The 14,614-nt window shown below is 73.1% G+C and carries 13 protein-coding genes; 6 read left to right on the top strand and 7 right to left on the bottom strand.

Features of this window, described 5'->3' with window-relative positions; all coding sequences use genetic code 11:
* Window positions 1-254: 254 nt before the first annotated feature.
* The 4 genes from hutI to hutU form a co-directional block, all read right to left on the bottom strand.
* Window positions 255-1,430: an imidazolonepropionase gene (gene hutI / locus N4G66_RS12050; RefSeq protein ID WP_261704023.1), complete on the bottom strand. Its 1,176-nt coding sequence runs from the start codon at window positions 1,428-1,430 to the stop codon at window positions 255-257.
* A 71-nt stretch (window positions 1,431-1,501) separates the two neighbouring features.
* Window positions 1,502-2,860 (bottom strand): formimidoylglutamate deiminase, encoded by a 1,359-nt coding sequence (locus N4G66_RS12045; protein ID WP_261704022.1) that lies wholly within the window; start codon window positions 2,858-2,860, stop codon window positions 1,502-1,504.
* A complete protein-coding gene (locus tag N4G66_RS12040; protein ID WP_261704021.1) occupies window positions 2,857-4,080 on the bottom strand; it encodes an allantoate amidohydrolase in 1,224 nt (407 codons plus the stop codon). The genes N4G66_RS12045 and N4G66_RS12040 overlap by 4 nt, the downstream gene beginning before the upstream one ends.
* On the bottom strand, window positions 4,077-5,750 hold the full coding sequence (hutU, locus tag N4G66_RS12035; RefSeq protein WP_261704020.1) for a urocanate hydratase: 1,674 nt from the start codon (window positions 5,748-5,750) through the stop codon (window positions 4,077-4,079). Before hutU ends, N4G66_RS12040 begins: the two co-directional genes overlap by 4 nt.
* A gap of 176 nt (window positions 5,751-5,926) precedes the next feature.
* Here hutU and N4G66_RS12030 point away from each other — a divergent pair, with 176 nt between their 5' ends.
* From N4G66_RS12030 to N4G66_RS12010, 5 genes are all read left to right on the top strand, one after another.
* Window positions 5,927-7,579, top strand: coding sequence for a diaminopimelate decarboxylase (locus N4G66_RS12030; protein ID WP_261704019.1), 1,653 nt, complete (start codon window positions 5,927-5,929; stop codon window positions 7,577-7,579).
* Window positions 7,580-7,952: 373 nt separating this feature from the next.
* The gene (locus N4G66_RS12025) at window positions 7,953-8,360 is read left to right on the top strand and encodes a hypothetical protein (RefSeq protein WP_261704018.1); all 408 of its coding nucleotides are present in this window, start codon (window positions 7,953-7,955) and stop codon (window positions 8,358-8,360) included.
* Complete coding sequence (locus tag N4G66_RS12020) at window positions 8,357-9,169, top strand: transcriptional regulator (protein ID WP_261704017.1); 813 nt, start codon at window positions 8,357-8,359, stop codon at window positions 9,167-9,169. Before N4G66_RS12025 ends, N4G66_RS12020 begins: the two co-directional genes overlap by 4 nt.
* A 64-nt stretch (window positions 9,170-9,233) precedes the next feature.
* Entirely contained in the window at window positions 9,234-9,752 is a 519-nt protein-coding gene (locus N4G66_RS12015) for a roadblock/LC7 domain-containing protein (protein WP_261704016.1), read from the top strand.
* A 14-nt stretch (window positions 9,753-9,766) separates the two neighbouring features.
* Window positions 9,767-10,141 carry a hypothetical protein gene (locus tag N4G66_RS12010; protein WP_261704015.1) on the top strand — a complete coding sequence of 125 codons (375 nt, stop codon included), beginning with the start codon at window positions 9,767-9,769 and terminating at the stop codon, window positions 10,139-10,141.
* A 26-nt stretch (window positions 10,142-10,167) separates the two neighbouring features.
* Here the strand turns inward: N4G66_RS12010 and N4G66_RS12005 are convergent, their stop codons facing one another.
* From N4G66_RS12005 to N4G66_RS11995, 3 genes are all read right to left on the bottom strand, one after another.
* Window positions 10,168-10,707 carry a hypothetical protein gene (locus N4G66_RS12005; RefSeq protein WP_261704078.1) on the bottom strand — a complete coding sequence of 180 codons (540 nt, stop codon included), beginning with the start codon at window positions 10,705-10,707 and terminating at the stop codon, window positions 10,168-10,170.
* 168 nt (window positions 10,708-10,875) lie between these two features.
* Window positions 10,876-11,745: a MurR/RpiR family transcriptional regulator gene (locus N4G66_RS12000; protein WP_261704077.1), complete on the bottom strand. Its 870-nt coding sequence runs from the start codon at window positions 11,743-11,745 to the stop codon at window positions 10,876-10,878.
* A 53-nt stretch (window positions 11,746-11,798) separates the two neighbouring features.
* On the bottom strand, window positions 11,799-13,472 hold the full coding sequence (locus tag N4G66_RS11995) for an aromatic amino acid ammonia-lyase (RefSeq protein ID WP_261704076.1): 1,674 nt from the start codon (window positions 13,470-13,472) through the stop codon (window positions 11,799-11,801).
* A gap of 169 nt (window positions 13,473-13,641) precedes the next feature.
* Here N4G66_RS11995 and N4G66_RS11990 point away from each other — a divergent pair, with 169 nt between their 5' ends.
* Window positions 13,642-14,079 carry a hypothetical protein gene (locus N4G66_RS11990; protein ID WP_391858798.1) on the top strand — a complete coding sequence of 146 codons (438 nt, stop codon included), beginning with the start codon at window positions 13,642-13,644 and terminating at the stop codon, window positions 14,077-14,079.
* Window positions 14,080-14,614: the final 535 nt, after the last annotated feature.

Genomic DNA, 14,614 nt, shown 5'->3' with positions numbered 1-14,614 from the left:
GACCGGCAGGACCCGCACCCTCGGACCAGCCGAGTCCTCGCAATCGGACCGGCAGGACCCGCACCCTCGGACCGGCAGGCCGCGCCCTCGGGCCCGCTGGACCCACACCCTCAGACCAGCCGATCCCACCCTCGGGCCCGCTGGACCCACACCCTCAGACCAGCAGGACCCGCACCCTCAGGCCCGCTGGACCCACACCCTCGCCCGTTCGGCCCGCCGCCCGTCAGGCCGCGGCCCCACGGACCGCCGGATCCTCAGACCTGGCGGACGCCGCGCCGCCAGACGCCGGTGACGAGCGGGACGCCCGGACGGTAGGCGAGGTGGACGTGGCTGGGAGCGTCCAGCAGGGCCAGGTCCGCGTACGCGCCCGGCGTGAGACGGCCGACATCGTCCCGGCGCAGGGCCTTCGCTCCGCCCGCGGTCGCCGACCACACGGCCTCGTCCGGGGTCATCCGCATGTCCCGCACCGCGAGCGCGACGCAGAAGGGCACGGACGACGTGAAGGACGAGCCGGGGTTGCAGTCGGTGGACAGCGCGACCGTGACGCCCGCGTCGATCAGCCGGCGGGCGTCCGGCCACTCGGCGCGGGTGGAGAACTCGGCGCCGGGGAGCAGGGTCGCCACGGTGTCGCCGCTCGCGAGGGCGTCGACGTCCGCGTCCGTCAGGTGGGTGCAGTGGTCGGCGCTCGCCGCGTCCAGCTCGACGGCGAGCTGGACGCCGGGGCCGTACGAGAGCTGGTTGGCGTGCACGCGAGGGTGCAGGCCCTTCGCCTTGCCGGCCGTGAGGATCGCCCGCGCCTGGTCGCCGTCGAAGGCGCCCTTCTCGCAGAAGACGTCCACCCAACGGGCGTACGGGGCACAGGCGTCGAGCATCTCGCCGGTCACCAGGGCGACATAGCCGGCCGGGTCGTCGGCGTAGTCGGGCGGGACGATGTGCGCGCCGAGGTAGGTGACCTCGTCGGTGTGCGACGCGGCGATGCGCAGCGCGCGGGCCTCGTCCTCGACGGTCAGGCCGTAGCCCGACTTGGTCTCGAAGGTCGTGGTGCCCTGGCGGAGGGCCTCGCGCAGGTAGCGCGTGAGGTTGCGTTCCAGCTCCTCGTCGGAGGCGGCGCGGGTGGCGGCGACAGTCGTACGGATGCCGCCCGCGCTGTACGCGCGGCCCGACATCCGGGCGTTGAACTCCTGGGTGCGGTCACCGGCGAAGACCAGGTGCGAGTGGGAGTCGACGAAACCCGGGATCACCGCGCGGCCACCGGCGTCGACCCGGTTGTCAGTGGCGGGTGCTTTGCTTGATTCACCGGTCCACGCGATGCGGTCGCCGTCGATGACGAGCGCCGCGTCCTGGATCAGACCGAGGGGAGAGTTGTCGCCGAGGGAGGGATCGTTGGTGACCAGACTGGCGATGTTGGTGATGACGGTCGTGCTGCTCATGGCGTCCTCAGGGGTGGCGGGACTGCTGGTGGGGGGCGTCGGGCGCGCGAGGCCGCGCCCGTGTCCGGGTGTCAGGCGCGCAGGGCTTCGACGGCGTCCGCGAGAGCTGCCGGCACATCCGGTACGAGGGTGTGCGCGCCGTCGCGTACGACATGCCGGCCCGCCACGACCGTGTGCCGGACATCGGCGGACGTGGCCGCGAATACGGCAGTCTCGGCGCCGAGGCGTGGCACCGGTCCCGCTGTTCTGACCGAGTCGAGGGCGATCGTCGTGAAGTCGGCGAGCGCGCCCGTCTCGATGCTGCCCGCGTCCTCCCAGCCGAGTGCCGTGTGGCCGTCGGCGGAGGCGGCGCGCAGCAGGGCGGCGGCGGTCCAGTGACCGCGGGTGCGGGTGCGCAGCCGCTCGTTCAGCTCCATCGCGCGTGCCTCTTCGAGGAGGTCGATGACGGCGTGGCTGTCGGAGCCGAGCGAGAGGGGCGAGCCGGCGCGCTGGAGGGCGACGGCGGGGCCGATGCCGTCGGCGAGGTCGCGTTCGGTGGTCGGGCACATGCAGGTGCCGGTGCCGGAGTCGCCGAGCAGGGCGATGTCCTCGTCCGTGAGGTGTGTGTTGTGGACGCCGGTGGTGCGCGGGCCGAGGACCCCGTGGTCGGCGAGCAGTCGGGTGGGCGTGCAGCCGTGCGCGGCGTGGCAGGCCTCGTTCTCCGCCGTCTGCTCGGACAGGTGCACATGGAGCGGGGCGCGCCGCTCCTCGGCCCAGCGCGCCACGGTGGCGAGCTGTCCGGCGGGCACGGCCCGTACGGAGTGGATCGCCGCACCGATCCGTGCGTGATCTTGATCCTTGAGAAGTGAAGAGCGTTCCGCCCAGGCGTCGGCGGTGCCGTCGGAGAAGCGCCGCTGGTGCGGGTTGGGCGGCTGCCCGAAGCCGGAGGAGAGGTAGGCCGTGTCGAGCAGGGTGATGCGGATCCCGGCGTCCGCGGCGGCGGCGATGAGCGCCTCGCCCATGGCGTTGGGGTCGGCGTACGGGGTGCCGTCGTGGGCGTGGTGCACGTAGTGGAACTCGCCCACGGCGGTGACTCCGGCGAGCGCCATCTCCGCGTACACCGCGCGGGCCAGCGCGTGGTACGTGTCCGGGGTCAGCCGGTCCGCGAAGGAGTACATGAGCTCGCGCCAGGTCCAGAAGGTGCCGGAGCCGACCTGGACGGTGCCGCGCAGGGCGCGGTGGAAGGCGTGCGAGTGGGCGTTGGCGAGGCCGGGGAGGGTGAGTCCGCGCAGGATCTCGGCGCCCGGCGGCGGGGTGTCGACGCCGGTGCGGACGTCGGTGACACGGCCGTCGGCACCAGCCTCGGAGCCGCCGGCCGACACGGTCACGGCGACGCCCGGCTCGACGTTCGTGTCGAGCCAGGCGTGTTCCAGCCAGTACGTCTGCGTCACCTGCAGGCCAGCCCTTCGAGTACGTCGGCGAGTGCGGTCACCCCGGCCACGCAGTCGTCCTCGGCGGCGTACTCGGCCGGGGAGTGCGAGACACCCGTGGGGTTGCGTACGAACAGCATGGCGGTCGGGACGGTGCCGGAGAGGATTCCGGCGTCGTGTCCGGCGCCCGTTCCCAGTACGGGGACGCTCAGGACGGCGTCCCGCTCCTTGCCCAGGATGCGGGCGAGTTCGTCACGCAGGGCGTGCTCGAACTCGACGACGGGGGTGAACGACTCGCGGACCACGTCGAGTTCGACGCCCTGCGCGTCCGCGTACTCGCGGGCCGCCTTCTCGACGCCGGTGACGACCGTGTCGAGGGTCGCCTGGTCGGCGGCGCGGGAGTCGAGCCAGCCGCGTACCAGGGAGGGGATGGCGTTCACGCCGTTGGGCTCGACGGCGATCTTGCCGAACGTGGCGACGGCACCCGCGAGTCGGGCCTCGCGGCGGGCGGCGAGGACGGTCTCGGCGTACGGCAGCATCGGGTCGTGGCGGTCCACGAGCCGGGTCGTGCCGGCATGGTTGGCCTCGCCCCGGAAGTCGAAGCGCCAGCGGCCGTGCGGCCAGATGGCGCTGGCGATGCCGACCTGGTCGCCGCTGAGGTCGAGGGCGCGGCCCTGCTCGACGTGCAGCTCGACGAAGGCGCCGATCCGGCCGAGCCGCTCGGGGTCGGGGCCGATGGCGCCGACGTCGTATCCGGCCCGCTCCATGGCCTGCGGCAGGGTGATGCCGTCGGCGTCGGTCAGCCGGTGCGCCTGCTCGACGGTGAGCCGGCCGGCGGCCAGCCGGGAGCCGACACAGGCGAGGCCGAACCGGGCACCCTCCTCGTCGCCGAAGTTGACGATGGCGAGGGGCTTGGTGAACTCCGCGCCGCGGGCGCGGAGTTCGTCGAGCGCGGCGAAGGAGGAGACGACACCGAGGGGGCCGTCGAAGGCGCCGCCGTCGGGCACGGAGTCCAGGTGGGACCCGGTGACCACGGCGTCACCGTCGGCGGGGTCGCCGAGCCAGGCCCACTGGTTGCCGTTGCGGTCGAGCTCGTAGGTGAGCCCGCGGGACTCGGCCTGCTGCCGGAACCAGGCGCGGCACTCGGTGTCGGCCCCGGTCCAGGCGAACCGGCGGTAGCCGCCGGAGGCGGAGCTGCGGCCGATCGGCAGCAGCTCCGCCCACATGCTGTGGAACGTCACGCGGTGCCACCCTCGTGGCCTTCGCGCATCGGGATGCGCACACCGCGCTCTTCCGCGACGGACTCGGCGATGTCGTAGCCGGCGTCGACATGGCGGATGACGCCCATGCCGGGGTCGTTCGTCAGGACGCGGCGGATCTTCTCGCCGGCGAGCTTGGTGCCGTCGGCGACGGAGACCTGGCCGGCGTGGATGGAGCGGCCCATGCCGACACCGCCGCCGTGGTGGATGGAGACCCAGGAGGCGCCGGAGGCCACGTTCACCATGGCGTTCAGCAGCGGCCAGTCGGCGATCGCGTCGGAGCCGTCGAGCATGGCCTCGGTCTCGCGGTACGGGGAGGCGACGGAGCCGCAGTCGAGGTGGTCGCGGCCGATGGCGAGGGGAGCGGCGAGTTCGCCGGACGCCACCATGTCGTTGAAGCGCTCGCCGGCCTTGTCGCGCTCGCCGTAGCCGAGCCAGCAGATACGGGCGGGCAGGCCCTGGAAGTGGACACGCTCGCCGGCCAGCTTGATCCAGCGGTGCAGGGACTCGTTCTCCGGGAAGAGGTCGAGGATCGCCTTGTCCGTCTTGTGGATGTCGGAGGCCTCGCCGGACAGGGCCGCCCAGCGGAAGGGGCCCTTGCCCTCGGAGAACAGCGGGCGGATGTAGGCGGGGACGAAGCCGGGGAAGGCGAAGGCGCGGTCGTACCCGGCGAGCTGGGCCTCGCCGCGGATGGAGTTGCCGTAGTCGAAGACCTCGGCGCCGGCGTCCATGAAGCCGACCATGGCCTCGACGTGCTTCGCCATGGACTCGCGGGCGCGGGTGGTGAAGCCCGCCGGGTCCTTGGCGGCCGCGTCGGCCATGTCGTCGAAGTCCATGCCCACGGGGAGGTAGGCGAGCGGGTCGTGGGCCGAGGTCTGGTCGGTCACGATGTCGATGGGGGCGCCCTCGGCGAGCATCCGCGGCAGCAGGTCGGCGGCGTTGCCGAGCAGGCCGATGGAGAGCGGCTTGCGCTGGTCGCGGGCCTCGACGGCGAGCTGGAGGGCGTGCTCCAGGGAGTCGGCCTTCACGTCCAGGTAGCGGTGCTCGATGCGGCGCTCGATGGCGCGCGGGTCGACGTCGATACAGATCGCGACGCCGTCGTTCATCGTCACGGCGAGCGGCTGGGCGCCGCCCATGCCGCCGAGACCGGCGGTCAGCGTGATGGTGCCGGCGAGGGTGCCGTTGAACTTCTTCGCGGCGACGGCGGAGAAGGTCTCGTAGGTGCCCTGGAGGATGCCCTGGGTGCCGATGTAGATCCAGGAACCGGCGGTCATCTGGCCGTACATGGTGAGGCCGAGGGCCTCCAGGCGCCGGAACTCCTCCCAGTTCGCCCAGTCGCCGACCAGGTTGGAGTTGGCGATGAGGACGCGCGGGGCCCACTCGTGGGTCTGCATGACTCCGACGGGGCGGCCGGACTGGACGAGCATCGTCTCGTCCTGCTTGAGCGTGCGGAGCGTGCGGACCATGGCGTCGAAGGAGCGCCAGTCGCGGGCGGCCTTGCCGGTGCCGCCGTAGACGACGAGCTTGTCGGGGTGCTCGGCGACCTCGGGGTCGAGGTTGTTCTGCAGCATCCGCAGGGCGGCTTCCTGCTGCCATCCCAGGGCGCTCAGTTCCGTACCGCGCGGCGCTCGGACGGGGCGGGGTCCTGACATGGTCTGCCTCCTAGCGAACTGTTGCTGTAGATATTCATATCCTGACTCTTTGAATAGGACTAGTCAATAGATGCCCGGCCCCGCACACCCTTCCCGCGGATGTTTGGCTGGGACGCATGGGCGCAGACATGGACAGGGCAGGGGATCCGGCGGGCGGCGGGGCGAATGGGGCTGCGATGTCCCCGACGGGGACTTCGAGGACGCCTTCGGGCGGCACGACGGCGAATGGGGGCGGGACGACGGACGGGGACAGGAGGACGGACGGCGGCGGGACGACGGACGGGAGCCGGACGACCGGCCAGGACCGGACGGCGGACGAGAACAAAGGCAGGGGCGAGGGCAGGCCGGACTCCAAGCCGGGGTCCGAGCCGGACTCGGAGCGAATCTCGGATCCGGACTCGGAGCGGGTCTCCGAGCCGGACTCGGAGCGGGTCTCCCGGCGGGACGACGCCGTGCGTGCCGCCGTGGAACAGGGCCTCCTCACACCGGCCCACCCCATCGTCGCGCTCCTCGACGTCCCCGGCATCCGGGCCTCGGCCGCCGCGCTGCGCGCCGCCTTCGACGCGGTGACCGCTCCCGGCACTCCCGTGCTGCACGCCTTCGCGGTGAAGGCGGCGCCCCTCGTGCCGGTACTGCGGCTGCTGCGCGAGCAGGGCATCGGCGCGGAGGTGGCGAGCCCCGGAGAGCTCGCGCTCGCCCGGACGGCCGGAATCCCGCCCGCGCGGACCGTGCTCGACTCACCGGCCAAGACACTCGCCGAACTGCGCGAGGCGCTGACACTGGGCATCGCGGTCAACGCGGACAGCCCGCAGGAACTGGACCGCATCGACGCGATCGTCCGCTCGGCGGCCACCGGCTCCCCCATCGGGCTCCGGGTGAACCCGCAGATCGGCGGGGGTTCGATCGAGGCGCTGTCCACGGCGACGGCGACCTCCAAGTTCGGGGTGGCGCTGCGGGACGAGGGGGCCCGCGCGTGGATCGTGCGGGCGTACGCCGACCGCCCCTGGCTGACCCGACTTCACGCGCACTCGGGCTCACAGGGCATGCCGCTCTCCCTCATGGCGCAGGGCGTGGCGGAGACGTACGCGCTGGCGGAGGAGATCAACCGGCACGTAGGGCGGCGGCAGGTCGACACGATCGACATCGGCGGCGGACTGCCGGTCGACTTCGGCTCCGACACCACGGCACCGACGTACGCGCAGTACGCGCGGCTGCTCGCCGAGGTGGTGCCGGGACTGTTCGGCGGGCGGTACGGACTGATCACGGAGTTCGGGCGGTCACTGCTGGCCAAGCACGGGACGGTACTGACCCGGGTCGAGTACACGAAGTCCGCCGGGGGCCGGGCCGTCGCGGTCACCCACGCCGGGGTGCAGGTGGCGACCCGTACGGTCTACGCGCCGGGGGCCTGGCCGCTGCGGATCGCCGCGTACGACGCGAAGGGCCGGCCCAAGACGGGACCGGACGTCGTCCAGGACGTCGCGGGCCCCGCCTGCTTCGCCGGCGACCTGCTGGCCGAGGAGCGCGCGCTGCCGCTGCTCGAACAGGGCGACCACGTGGCCGCGCTGGACACCGGCGCGTACTACTTCGCCCACCACTACGCGTACAACTCCCTCGCCCGTCCCGGCATCTACGGCTTCGCACCGTCCGGCGACGCCACAGGCCGCACGGACGGCAGGAGCAGCACGGGCAACGCGGGCGACGCAGGCAGTACGAGTGGCGCGGGCAACGCGGGTGGCATGCGCTTCGCGGTCGTACGGGAGCCGCAGAGCCTCGACGAGATCGTCGCGGAGTCGGGCGGCGCGCACGGGCCGTCGCTCACCACGCTCTAGCCAACGCCCGCGCTCCGGTGACTGCGGCACGAACTCCGGGGACGGGCGGCACACACCGGCGGACCCCGGAGCACACCTCGACCGACGGGATCCGCAGGACGGCCGGGGTCCGCACGCCGGCAGGTTCCGGCCCCGGGGCGCATTCGATACCGCGTGAGCCCGCTCGCACTCGCGAGCACCCCTGGCACTCCCCCCCCGGGGCAGCACAAACCGCCCACAGGCGATGTCGGCGCGCCGGAGAATGTGGTCAGTTGACCCACCTTAGTCATCGTGGGCATGTTCCACAGGAAAATGCCCGATCACTCCCTTCCCGTGCACACAGTGCGTAACTTCGGCGTCACTCGGCCGAACCCTTGGCGGGAGGGGAGACACGGTGCCCGGAATCGACGAGTGCCTGCTGGAAGCCATGACACTGCCCGGTGCGCGGGGTGCCTCGGTGGTCGACTGGACCAGCGGCCTGGCCCTGGGCACGGTGGGTGACGCGCCGGGCGACGACCACGAGACGACCGCGGCGGAGGCCGCCGAGCTGGCCCGGCTCGCCGCGGAGAACCGCTCGTTCGCCCCCAAGGACGGCTCCGACTGGTCCGAGTGGTCCGACCAGGAGACCCCGATCGAAGACTTGATCATCAGCAACCGCGACAGCTACCACGTCCTGCGTTTCGTCCGGACCACCTTCGACAGCAGCGTGTTCCTGCACCTGTGGCTGGGCCGCTCGGACGGCAATCTCGCCCTGGCACGCATCCGGCTCGGCGAGATGGCCGGACGGCTGGTGCTCGTATGACCACTGTCAGGACACCTCCTCCGCCCCGGCTCCCGGTGCGGGACAGGGCACCGAGCGCCGCAGCCGGCGCCTCGCCGATGCTCAGCCGGCTCGCCGAGGAGCGGGCCACCGGCGTCCTCATCCGCGAGCGCGGCACCCTCTACCTCGCCGACGGCGAGGTGGTGCACGCCGAGAGCCCGGCCACTCCAGGGCTCGACGTGCTGTTCTCCGTCCGCGGCGTGCTGGACGCCGAGGTGTGGCGGGAGGCGGTCGCCGCGGCCGGGGCGCGCCGCCGGGTCGGCCGGTTCCTGATCGACAGCGGGCGGATCGCGGAGGGCGCGCTGGAGCTGTGCCACCTCGGCTCCCTGTACGACGCGGCGTACTTCGTACTCGGGCCGAGCAGCACCCCGAGCCGCTTCCGCTACGGCGCCGCGCACTGGTTCGGCCCGCTCCGCCCCGTCCCCGTGGCCGCGCTGGAGCGCGAGACGGTGCGCCGGCGCGAACTGCTGCACCGCATATGGCCCGACCCGGCGACCGACACCGCGCCGATCCGGCGCGCCCTGCTCGCAGCGGGGCCGACGGTGCCGCTGCGCCAGGAGGCCGTCCTCGGCCGGGTGGACGGCGTCCGCACGGCGGCGGACGTGTCCCTCGCGCTGGGGCGGCCCGCCTTCCACACGCTCGTCGACCTGCGCCGACTCGCCGCCGCCGGACTCGTGACGGCCGCTCCGGCACCGCAGCCGCTCCCCCCGCCCAGCGTGCTCACCCAGACCTCCACCGATCCCGACGTCGCGTTGCTGCGACGACTCAGAGACGCGCTGGAGGCCTTGTGAGTCCCAACCCGCGGGAGGCCTTGTGATCCGCGCGCTACGACAGCGTGCCGAGAGGAGACTGCTGATGGCGGCGGAACCCGAAGTCCTCGACGAACTCCATCGGTTGAGGGCCCGTGTGCCCCAGCTGACCGGAGCCCTCGCGGCCAGCGCCGACGGTCTCGTCCTCGCCCACGACACGCCCGGCGTGGAGCCGGACGGCCTGGCCGCGCTCACCGCGGCCGCGCTCGGGGTCGCCATTCGGATGGCTGAGGCCACCGGGCACGGCGACCTGCGTGAACTGATGGTCCGCGGCGTGCACGGCTATGTGGCGACCTACGCGGCAGGCGGCTCCGCCGTCCTGACGCTGCTGGCCCAGGACCGGGTCAATGTCGGCCGGCTGCACCTGGAGGGGCGGCGTTCCGGCACCCGGATCGGGGAGCTCGTCGACGCCGCCACCGCGCGCGGCGAGCTGACCGTCGACCCGCCCAAGACATCCGCGAAGCCCTCGTCGGGCACGTCGCGCACTCGCACGGCGCGCGGCACCACCGCCACGCGCCCCACTTCTACCCCTGCGACCAACCACCCGAGAACATCAGAGAGTTGAAGGAGTACCACATCATGACGAACACCGAGACCGCCCTCAAAGAGGCTCTGGCGTCCATCGAGGGCGCGACCGGCGCCGCCCTCGTCGACTACACCAGCGGCATGGCGCTGGGCACCATCGGTGGCAGCAAGAGCTTCGACCTCACGGTCGCGGCCGCCGGCAACACCGACGTCGTCCGCGCCAAGCTGCGCACGATGGAACACCTGGGCCTGAAGGGCGACATCGAGGACATCCTGATCACACTGTCCGACCAGTACCACCTGATCCGGCTGATGAAGGGCCGCGGCGGGAACGGTCTGTTCCTGTACCTGGTCCTCGACCAGAAGCGGGCCAACCTGGCGATGGCCAGGCACCAGCTCAAGCGGATCGAGACCGATCTCGAGGTCTAGTACCCACCAGGCGAAGCCCGTTCGGGTCAGCGACGCCGCGCCCCACCGGGCGCGGCGTCGCCCGCCGCCACCCCGGTGGCCCGGACGGCCCGGACCGGCTTGCCCACAGGGGCACCGGCGCGCGGTCCCAGCCAGTCGACACGCACCCAGATCAGCGCCTGCTCGGCCCGCTCCAGGTGACCGAGCCGGCCGGCCTTCAGCCACAGTCCGACGCCCGCGCCGGCGAGCAGCATGCCGCCCGCCGCGGGCACGGCGAACGAGCTGCCCAGCGCCGCCGCGAAGGCGAGGAGCAGCCACCAGCGGTGGCCCCGGCGCCAGTTGCGAACCGTCACGGCACGGTCCTGGAGCACGTCGTGCTTGCCGGCACGGACGGCGGAGCGCACCAGAGCGGCGTACCTCTTCCTTCGCCAGTACGGCACCACGGCCGCTGCGACGAGGAACAGCGCGGCCCCCGCCATGACGCCGATCCTGCGCCCGGTCAGTCCGGGCAGCACCACCCCGATTCCGGCGGCCACCACCCCGCACCACCACAGTGGTGCGGCTCCCGCCCGCACCACGACGGCCATCCGGGCCAACCCCTGTCCTCCGCGCGCCACCATCTGCCTCCCGTCTCAGCGCCTGCACGCCCACGGGTACGTCGCCGACCGCCGCCGCGCCCGTGTGTCTCTGGGCGCGCAGGCTAGCCACGGAAGGTGAGACGAGTCTGAGAAACGCCCGAATTGATGCTCCGGCGCCTACTCGACGAACAGTCCCCGCACCGCTGCCCGCGCGTCGAACTGCTCCAGCCGCGCCTGCGCGTCCGGCAGGTCGTCGCACATGGCCTCCAGGAGAACGCGGCCCAGCAGCATCGGGGCGCACGCCGTGTCGAAGGCGAGGCCGGTGCCGACGGCGGCGGGGAGCAGCAGGTCGGACACCTTCGCCACCGGCGCGAACGCGGAGTCCGCGACCGTGACGACGGTCAGCCCGGCCTCCTTCGCGTGGCCGAGGGCGTCGACGACCTCGCGCGGGTGCCGGGGCAGCGCGAAACACAGCAGGGCCGTGGCCCCGGCCCGGACGGCCGCGTCGATGCGGTCCTGGAGCATCGTGCCGCCCTCGTCCAGCAGCCGTACGTCGGGGTGCACCTTGGCGGCGAAGTAGGCGAAGCCGTAGGCCTGGGAGGCGGCGGCGCGCAGCCCGAGGACGGGCAGCGGACGGGACGCGGCCAGCAGGCGGCCCGCCCTCGCGACCGGGCGCGGATCGGCGAGCACCGCGGCGAGGTGGCGCAGGTTCTCGATCTCGGCCTCGACGGCCTGCTGGTACTCGTTGTACGAGGCGGTGTCGGCGGCCGGTTCGGCGGGCGCGACCTCGCGCAGGTGCTTGCGCAGCGCGGGGTAGCCGTCGAAGCCGAGGGCGACCGCGAAGCGGGTGACGGAGGGCTGGCTGACGCCGGCGAGTTCGGCGAGTTCGACGCTGGACAGGAACGGCACGTCGGCCGCGCGCCGCACCATGCTGTGGGCGATGCGTCGCTGGGTGGGCGTGAGGCGGCGCCCCTCGAAGAGAGCCTGGAGCCGCCCGGCGGGGCTGTCGCTCACACCCGTGTCGCTCTCCACGCCGCCGTCCCCCATCGCCTCGCCGTCCCCGTTCCTGTCGCTGCCCCCGGCGCTGTCGCTGCCCGTGCTCATGACGTGCTCCCCCTCCAGATGTCCGTGAACCGGTCGAGCAGTGCGGCGGCCGCCGTCACATCCTCCGTGAGCGGCCGGTCGGCCTGCTCCGCGTCGAGCACCGCCTCGGCCAGCTCCAGTGCCCGCCCGGTCGGCAGCTCCGGGTCGGGCCGCAGATCGCGCTGGCGCAGCGCCCGTACCGCGGCGACAAGTTCGCAGCCGACGACGAGACGGTACGCACCGCACGCCCGCAGCGTCTGGCGTGCAGCGAGCGAGGCGAAGCTCGCCTGTTCCTCGACGCCCCGGGAGAGTACAGCGTGGCCGAGCGAGGCGGGCGCGGAGAAGGCCCGCAGGTCACCGAGTGCGGCACCGGCGGCGTACTCCAGGATCATCACGCCGGAGGACGCCGGTTCGTGGTCGGCGAGGAACGGGCGCAGCCGGGTGTAGGCGGGTTCGTTGAGGGTGGACAGGCGGGAGGTGGACAGCCGCGCCACCTGGGTGACGGCGAGTCTGAAGTGGTCCAGGGCGAGGGCGAGCTGGGCCTGGTAGAAGCCGCCGTGGTGGTAGGCGGCCATGTCCTCGGGCGAGATGAGGGGGTTCTCCGCGGCGGCGTTGATCTCCACCGCGAGGACCCCCTCCAGCGCGCCCGCCGCGTCGTGCGCGGGACCGTGGATCTGCGGGAGGCAGCGGAAGCCGTACGGGTCCTGGATCCGCCCGAGCGGTGGCGTGGGCCGGTCCGCGGCGCCGATCAACTCCCTCATCCGGCGCGCCACTTCGACGGACCCCCGGTGCGGCCGGGCGGCGTGCACGGGCGCCGCGTACGCCTCGTGGGAGCCGTCGACCGCCAGCAGCGACAGGGCCGCGACGACCTGGGTGGCGCCGATCAGCCCGCGCAGTTCGTGCAGCGCGAGCGCGGCCTGCCCGAGAGTGAGCGCGTTGCTGCTGATGAGCGCGAGCGCGTCGTTGTTGTCGAGCACCTGCGGCTCGGGCGCCGCACCCCGGCCGGACCGCGCACCCGACCCCTCACCACCCGGCATCACCGAGGCGTCCGCACCCCGCCGGGAGCACTCCCGTGCCGGTGGGCCCCCGGTCCCCGGGACCCCGGCCCCCGGGACCCCGACAACCACCCCGTCCGCGTCCACCCCACCGGACCGCGCGAACGAACCGTCCGGCCCCCTCCACGGATGCTCCCCCGCGAGGGCCAGGCCCACCTGGGCCAGGGCGGCGATGTCCCCGGTGCCGACCGAGCCGAACTCGTTGACCACCGGGTACGCGCCGCTCTCCAGCGCCTCGCACAGCGCCGTCACGACGGTGGGCCGCAGTCCCGCGCCGCCCGCGAGGAGCTGGTTCGCGCGGACGGCGAGCATCGCGCGGACCTGCCGGGCGGGCAGCTCCTCGCCGATGGCGCCGGCATGGCTGCGCAGCAGGCGCAGGCCGTGGCCGGCGGCGGCCTCGGAGGGCACGTCCTCGTTCCGGTTCGCGCCGACCCCGGTGGAGCGGCCGTAGACGCGGCCGGTGGCCGCGATCTGCCGGGCGGCGCACCAGGACTCCTCGACCCGCTTCATCGCATCCGAGCCGGGGACCGGTCGCGCTGCCCCGTCGGCGAGCCGTACGACGTCGTCGACACCGGTGCCGCGACCGTCCAGGACCACGAGCGCGACGTCCGCCGAAGGCGTCACCGCACACGACATGTCCACGATCCGAGACGACACCACGCCCACACCCTTCTATTCAGGTACCGAGAACTCTGCATGACGATATGCAGACCGGGCAAGGGGCACCTTCCGGGGGCCCGGCCCAGCCCCAACAGGGGGGCTATCCCCAGTGCCACGCGGACCTCGGCTGCCTAACGTGAAAGACATGACCGGTATGGAAGCCCGCCATGACGACGCGGAACTGAAGAAGGAACTCAACGCCACCCTGCACGCGCGCAGGGAACTCGGCGACGAGTACGAGTCCGCGCTGGTCGACTCGTTCCTGGAGAAGGTCGAGCAGCGCCTCGACGGCGCCGTCGACCGCAGGGTGCGGCGCCAGCTCGCCGAACAGCAGATGGTGGTGGCGCGCGGCTCGCGTTCACCCCGGTCGTCCGACTCCTGGGGCGAGCGTTTCGGCTTCGGGATCGTCTCGCTCGTCCTCGCGATCCCGCTGTCCGCGATCGGCGGCGGAGTCGCGCACCTGCCCGGGCTGTTCGTCGCCTGGGTCGGCATCGTCGGAGTGAACGTGGTCCAGGCAGCGCGCCTCTCCCCGGGCTTCTTCGGCCGCCGCAAGCCCCGGTCGGAGTCGGACTGGGAGGAGTAGCCGCCGGGAAACCGGCGCCCCTGAGCCCCGCATCGCGCACGAAAGGGCCCGGCACTCGAGACGAGTGCCGGGCCCTTCGACGAGTTGCGCGGGGACCGCCGCACCCCCGATACCGGGGGGCGGGACGACGGCGGTCCCCGCGAGGGACGCGGGCCGGGTCAGGACCGGGCTTACGCGTCCTAGGCGTCCATGGAGGTCCGGGAGCCGCTCCGGAGGTTCCTTGGCGCCGTTCTGTCGTCGGCCGGAGCGGGGAGCCGCTCCCGCCCTGCCGACACCCACTAATGTGCCGGACCCGTGTTAAGCGGGTGCTGCGCGGACGTGACGCGCTCGTACCACTTCCGCGAAGTTCACCTCGGCCGGAGCCTGAAGATCCACACGGATCCGACACTTCGAACAAATTTCCTGCGCCGACCTCGGACGACCGAACGTTGTACGCCCGGCACCATCTCTGACCGCCACCCGTGCGCCCCGGGCCACTGCCCGTCGCCCACCCGGGTGCCGCCCCGTGGCCCCGGCGCTTTCCCGCGGGCCCCGG

Origin of the sequence: Streptomyces rhizosphaerihabitans (genome assembly GCF_025399795.1) — a bacterium.
Lineage (GTDB): Bacteria > Actinomycetota > Actinomycetes > Streptomycetales > Streptomycetaceae > Streptomyces > Streptomyces rhizosphaerihabitans.
This window is presented reverse-complemented; position numbering and strand designations above follow the sequence as displayed.

Bases quoted from the DNA above. Each gene is read 5' to 3' on its own strand.
- hutI (WP_261704023.1), bottom strand. From the start codon at position 1,430: ATGAGCAGCACGACCGTCATCACCAACATCGCCAGTCTGGTCACCAAC.
- hutU (WP_261704020.1), bottom strand. From the start codon at position 5,750: ATGTCAGGACCCCGCCCCGTCCGAGCGCCGCGCGGTACGGAACTGAGC.
- N4G66_RS12030 (WP_261704019.1), top strand. From the start codon at position 5,927: ATGTCCCCGACGGGGACTTCGAGGACGCCTTCGGGCGGCACGACGGCG.
- N4G66_RS12020 (WP_261704017.1), top strand. From the start codon at position 8,357: ATGACCACTGTCAGGACACCTCCTCCGCCCCGGCTCCCGGTGCGGGAC.
- N4G66_RS12015 (WP_261704016.1), top strand. From the start codon at position 9,234: ATGGCGGCGGAACCCGAAGTCCTCGACGAACTCCATCGGTTGAGGGCC.
- N4G66_RS12010 (WP_261704015.1), top strand. From the start codon at position 9,767: ATGACGAACACCGAGACCGCCCTCAAAGAGGCTCTGGCGTCCATCGAG.
- N4G66_RS12005 (WP_261704078.1), bottom strand. From the start codon at position 10,707: ATGGCCGTCGTGGTGCGGGCGGGAGCCGCACCACTGTGGTGGTGCGGG.
- N4G66_RS12000 (WP_261704077.1), bottom strand. From the start codon at position 11,745: ATGGGGGACGGCGGCGTGGAGAGCGACACGGGTGTGAGCGACAGCCCC.
- N4G66_RS11995 (WP_261704076.1), bottom strand. From the start codon at position 13,472: ATGTCGTGTGCGGTGACGCCTTCGGCGGACGTCGCGCTCGTGGTCCTG.
- N4G66_RS11990 (WP_391858798.1), top strand. From the start codon at position 13,642: ATGACCGGTATGGAAGCCCGCCATGACGACGCGGAACTGAAGAAGGAA.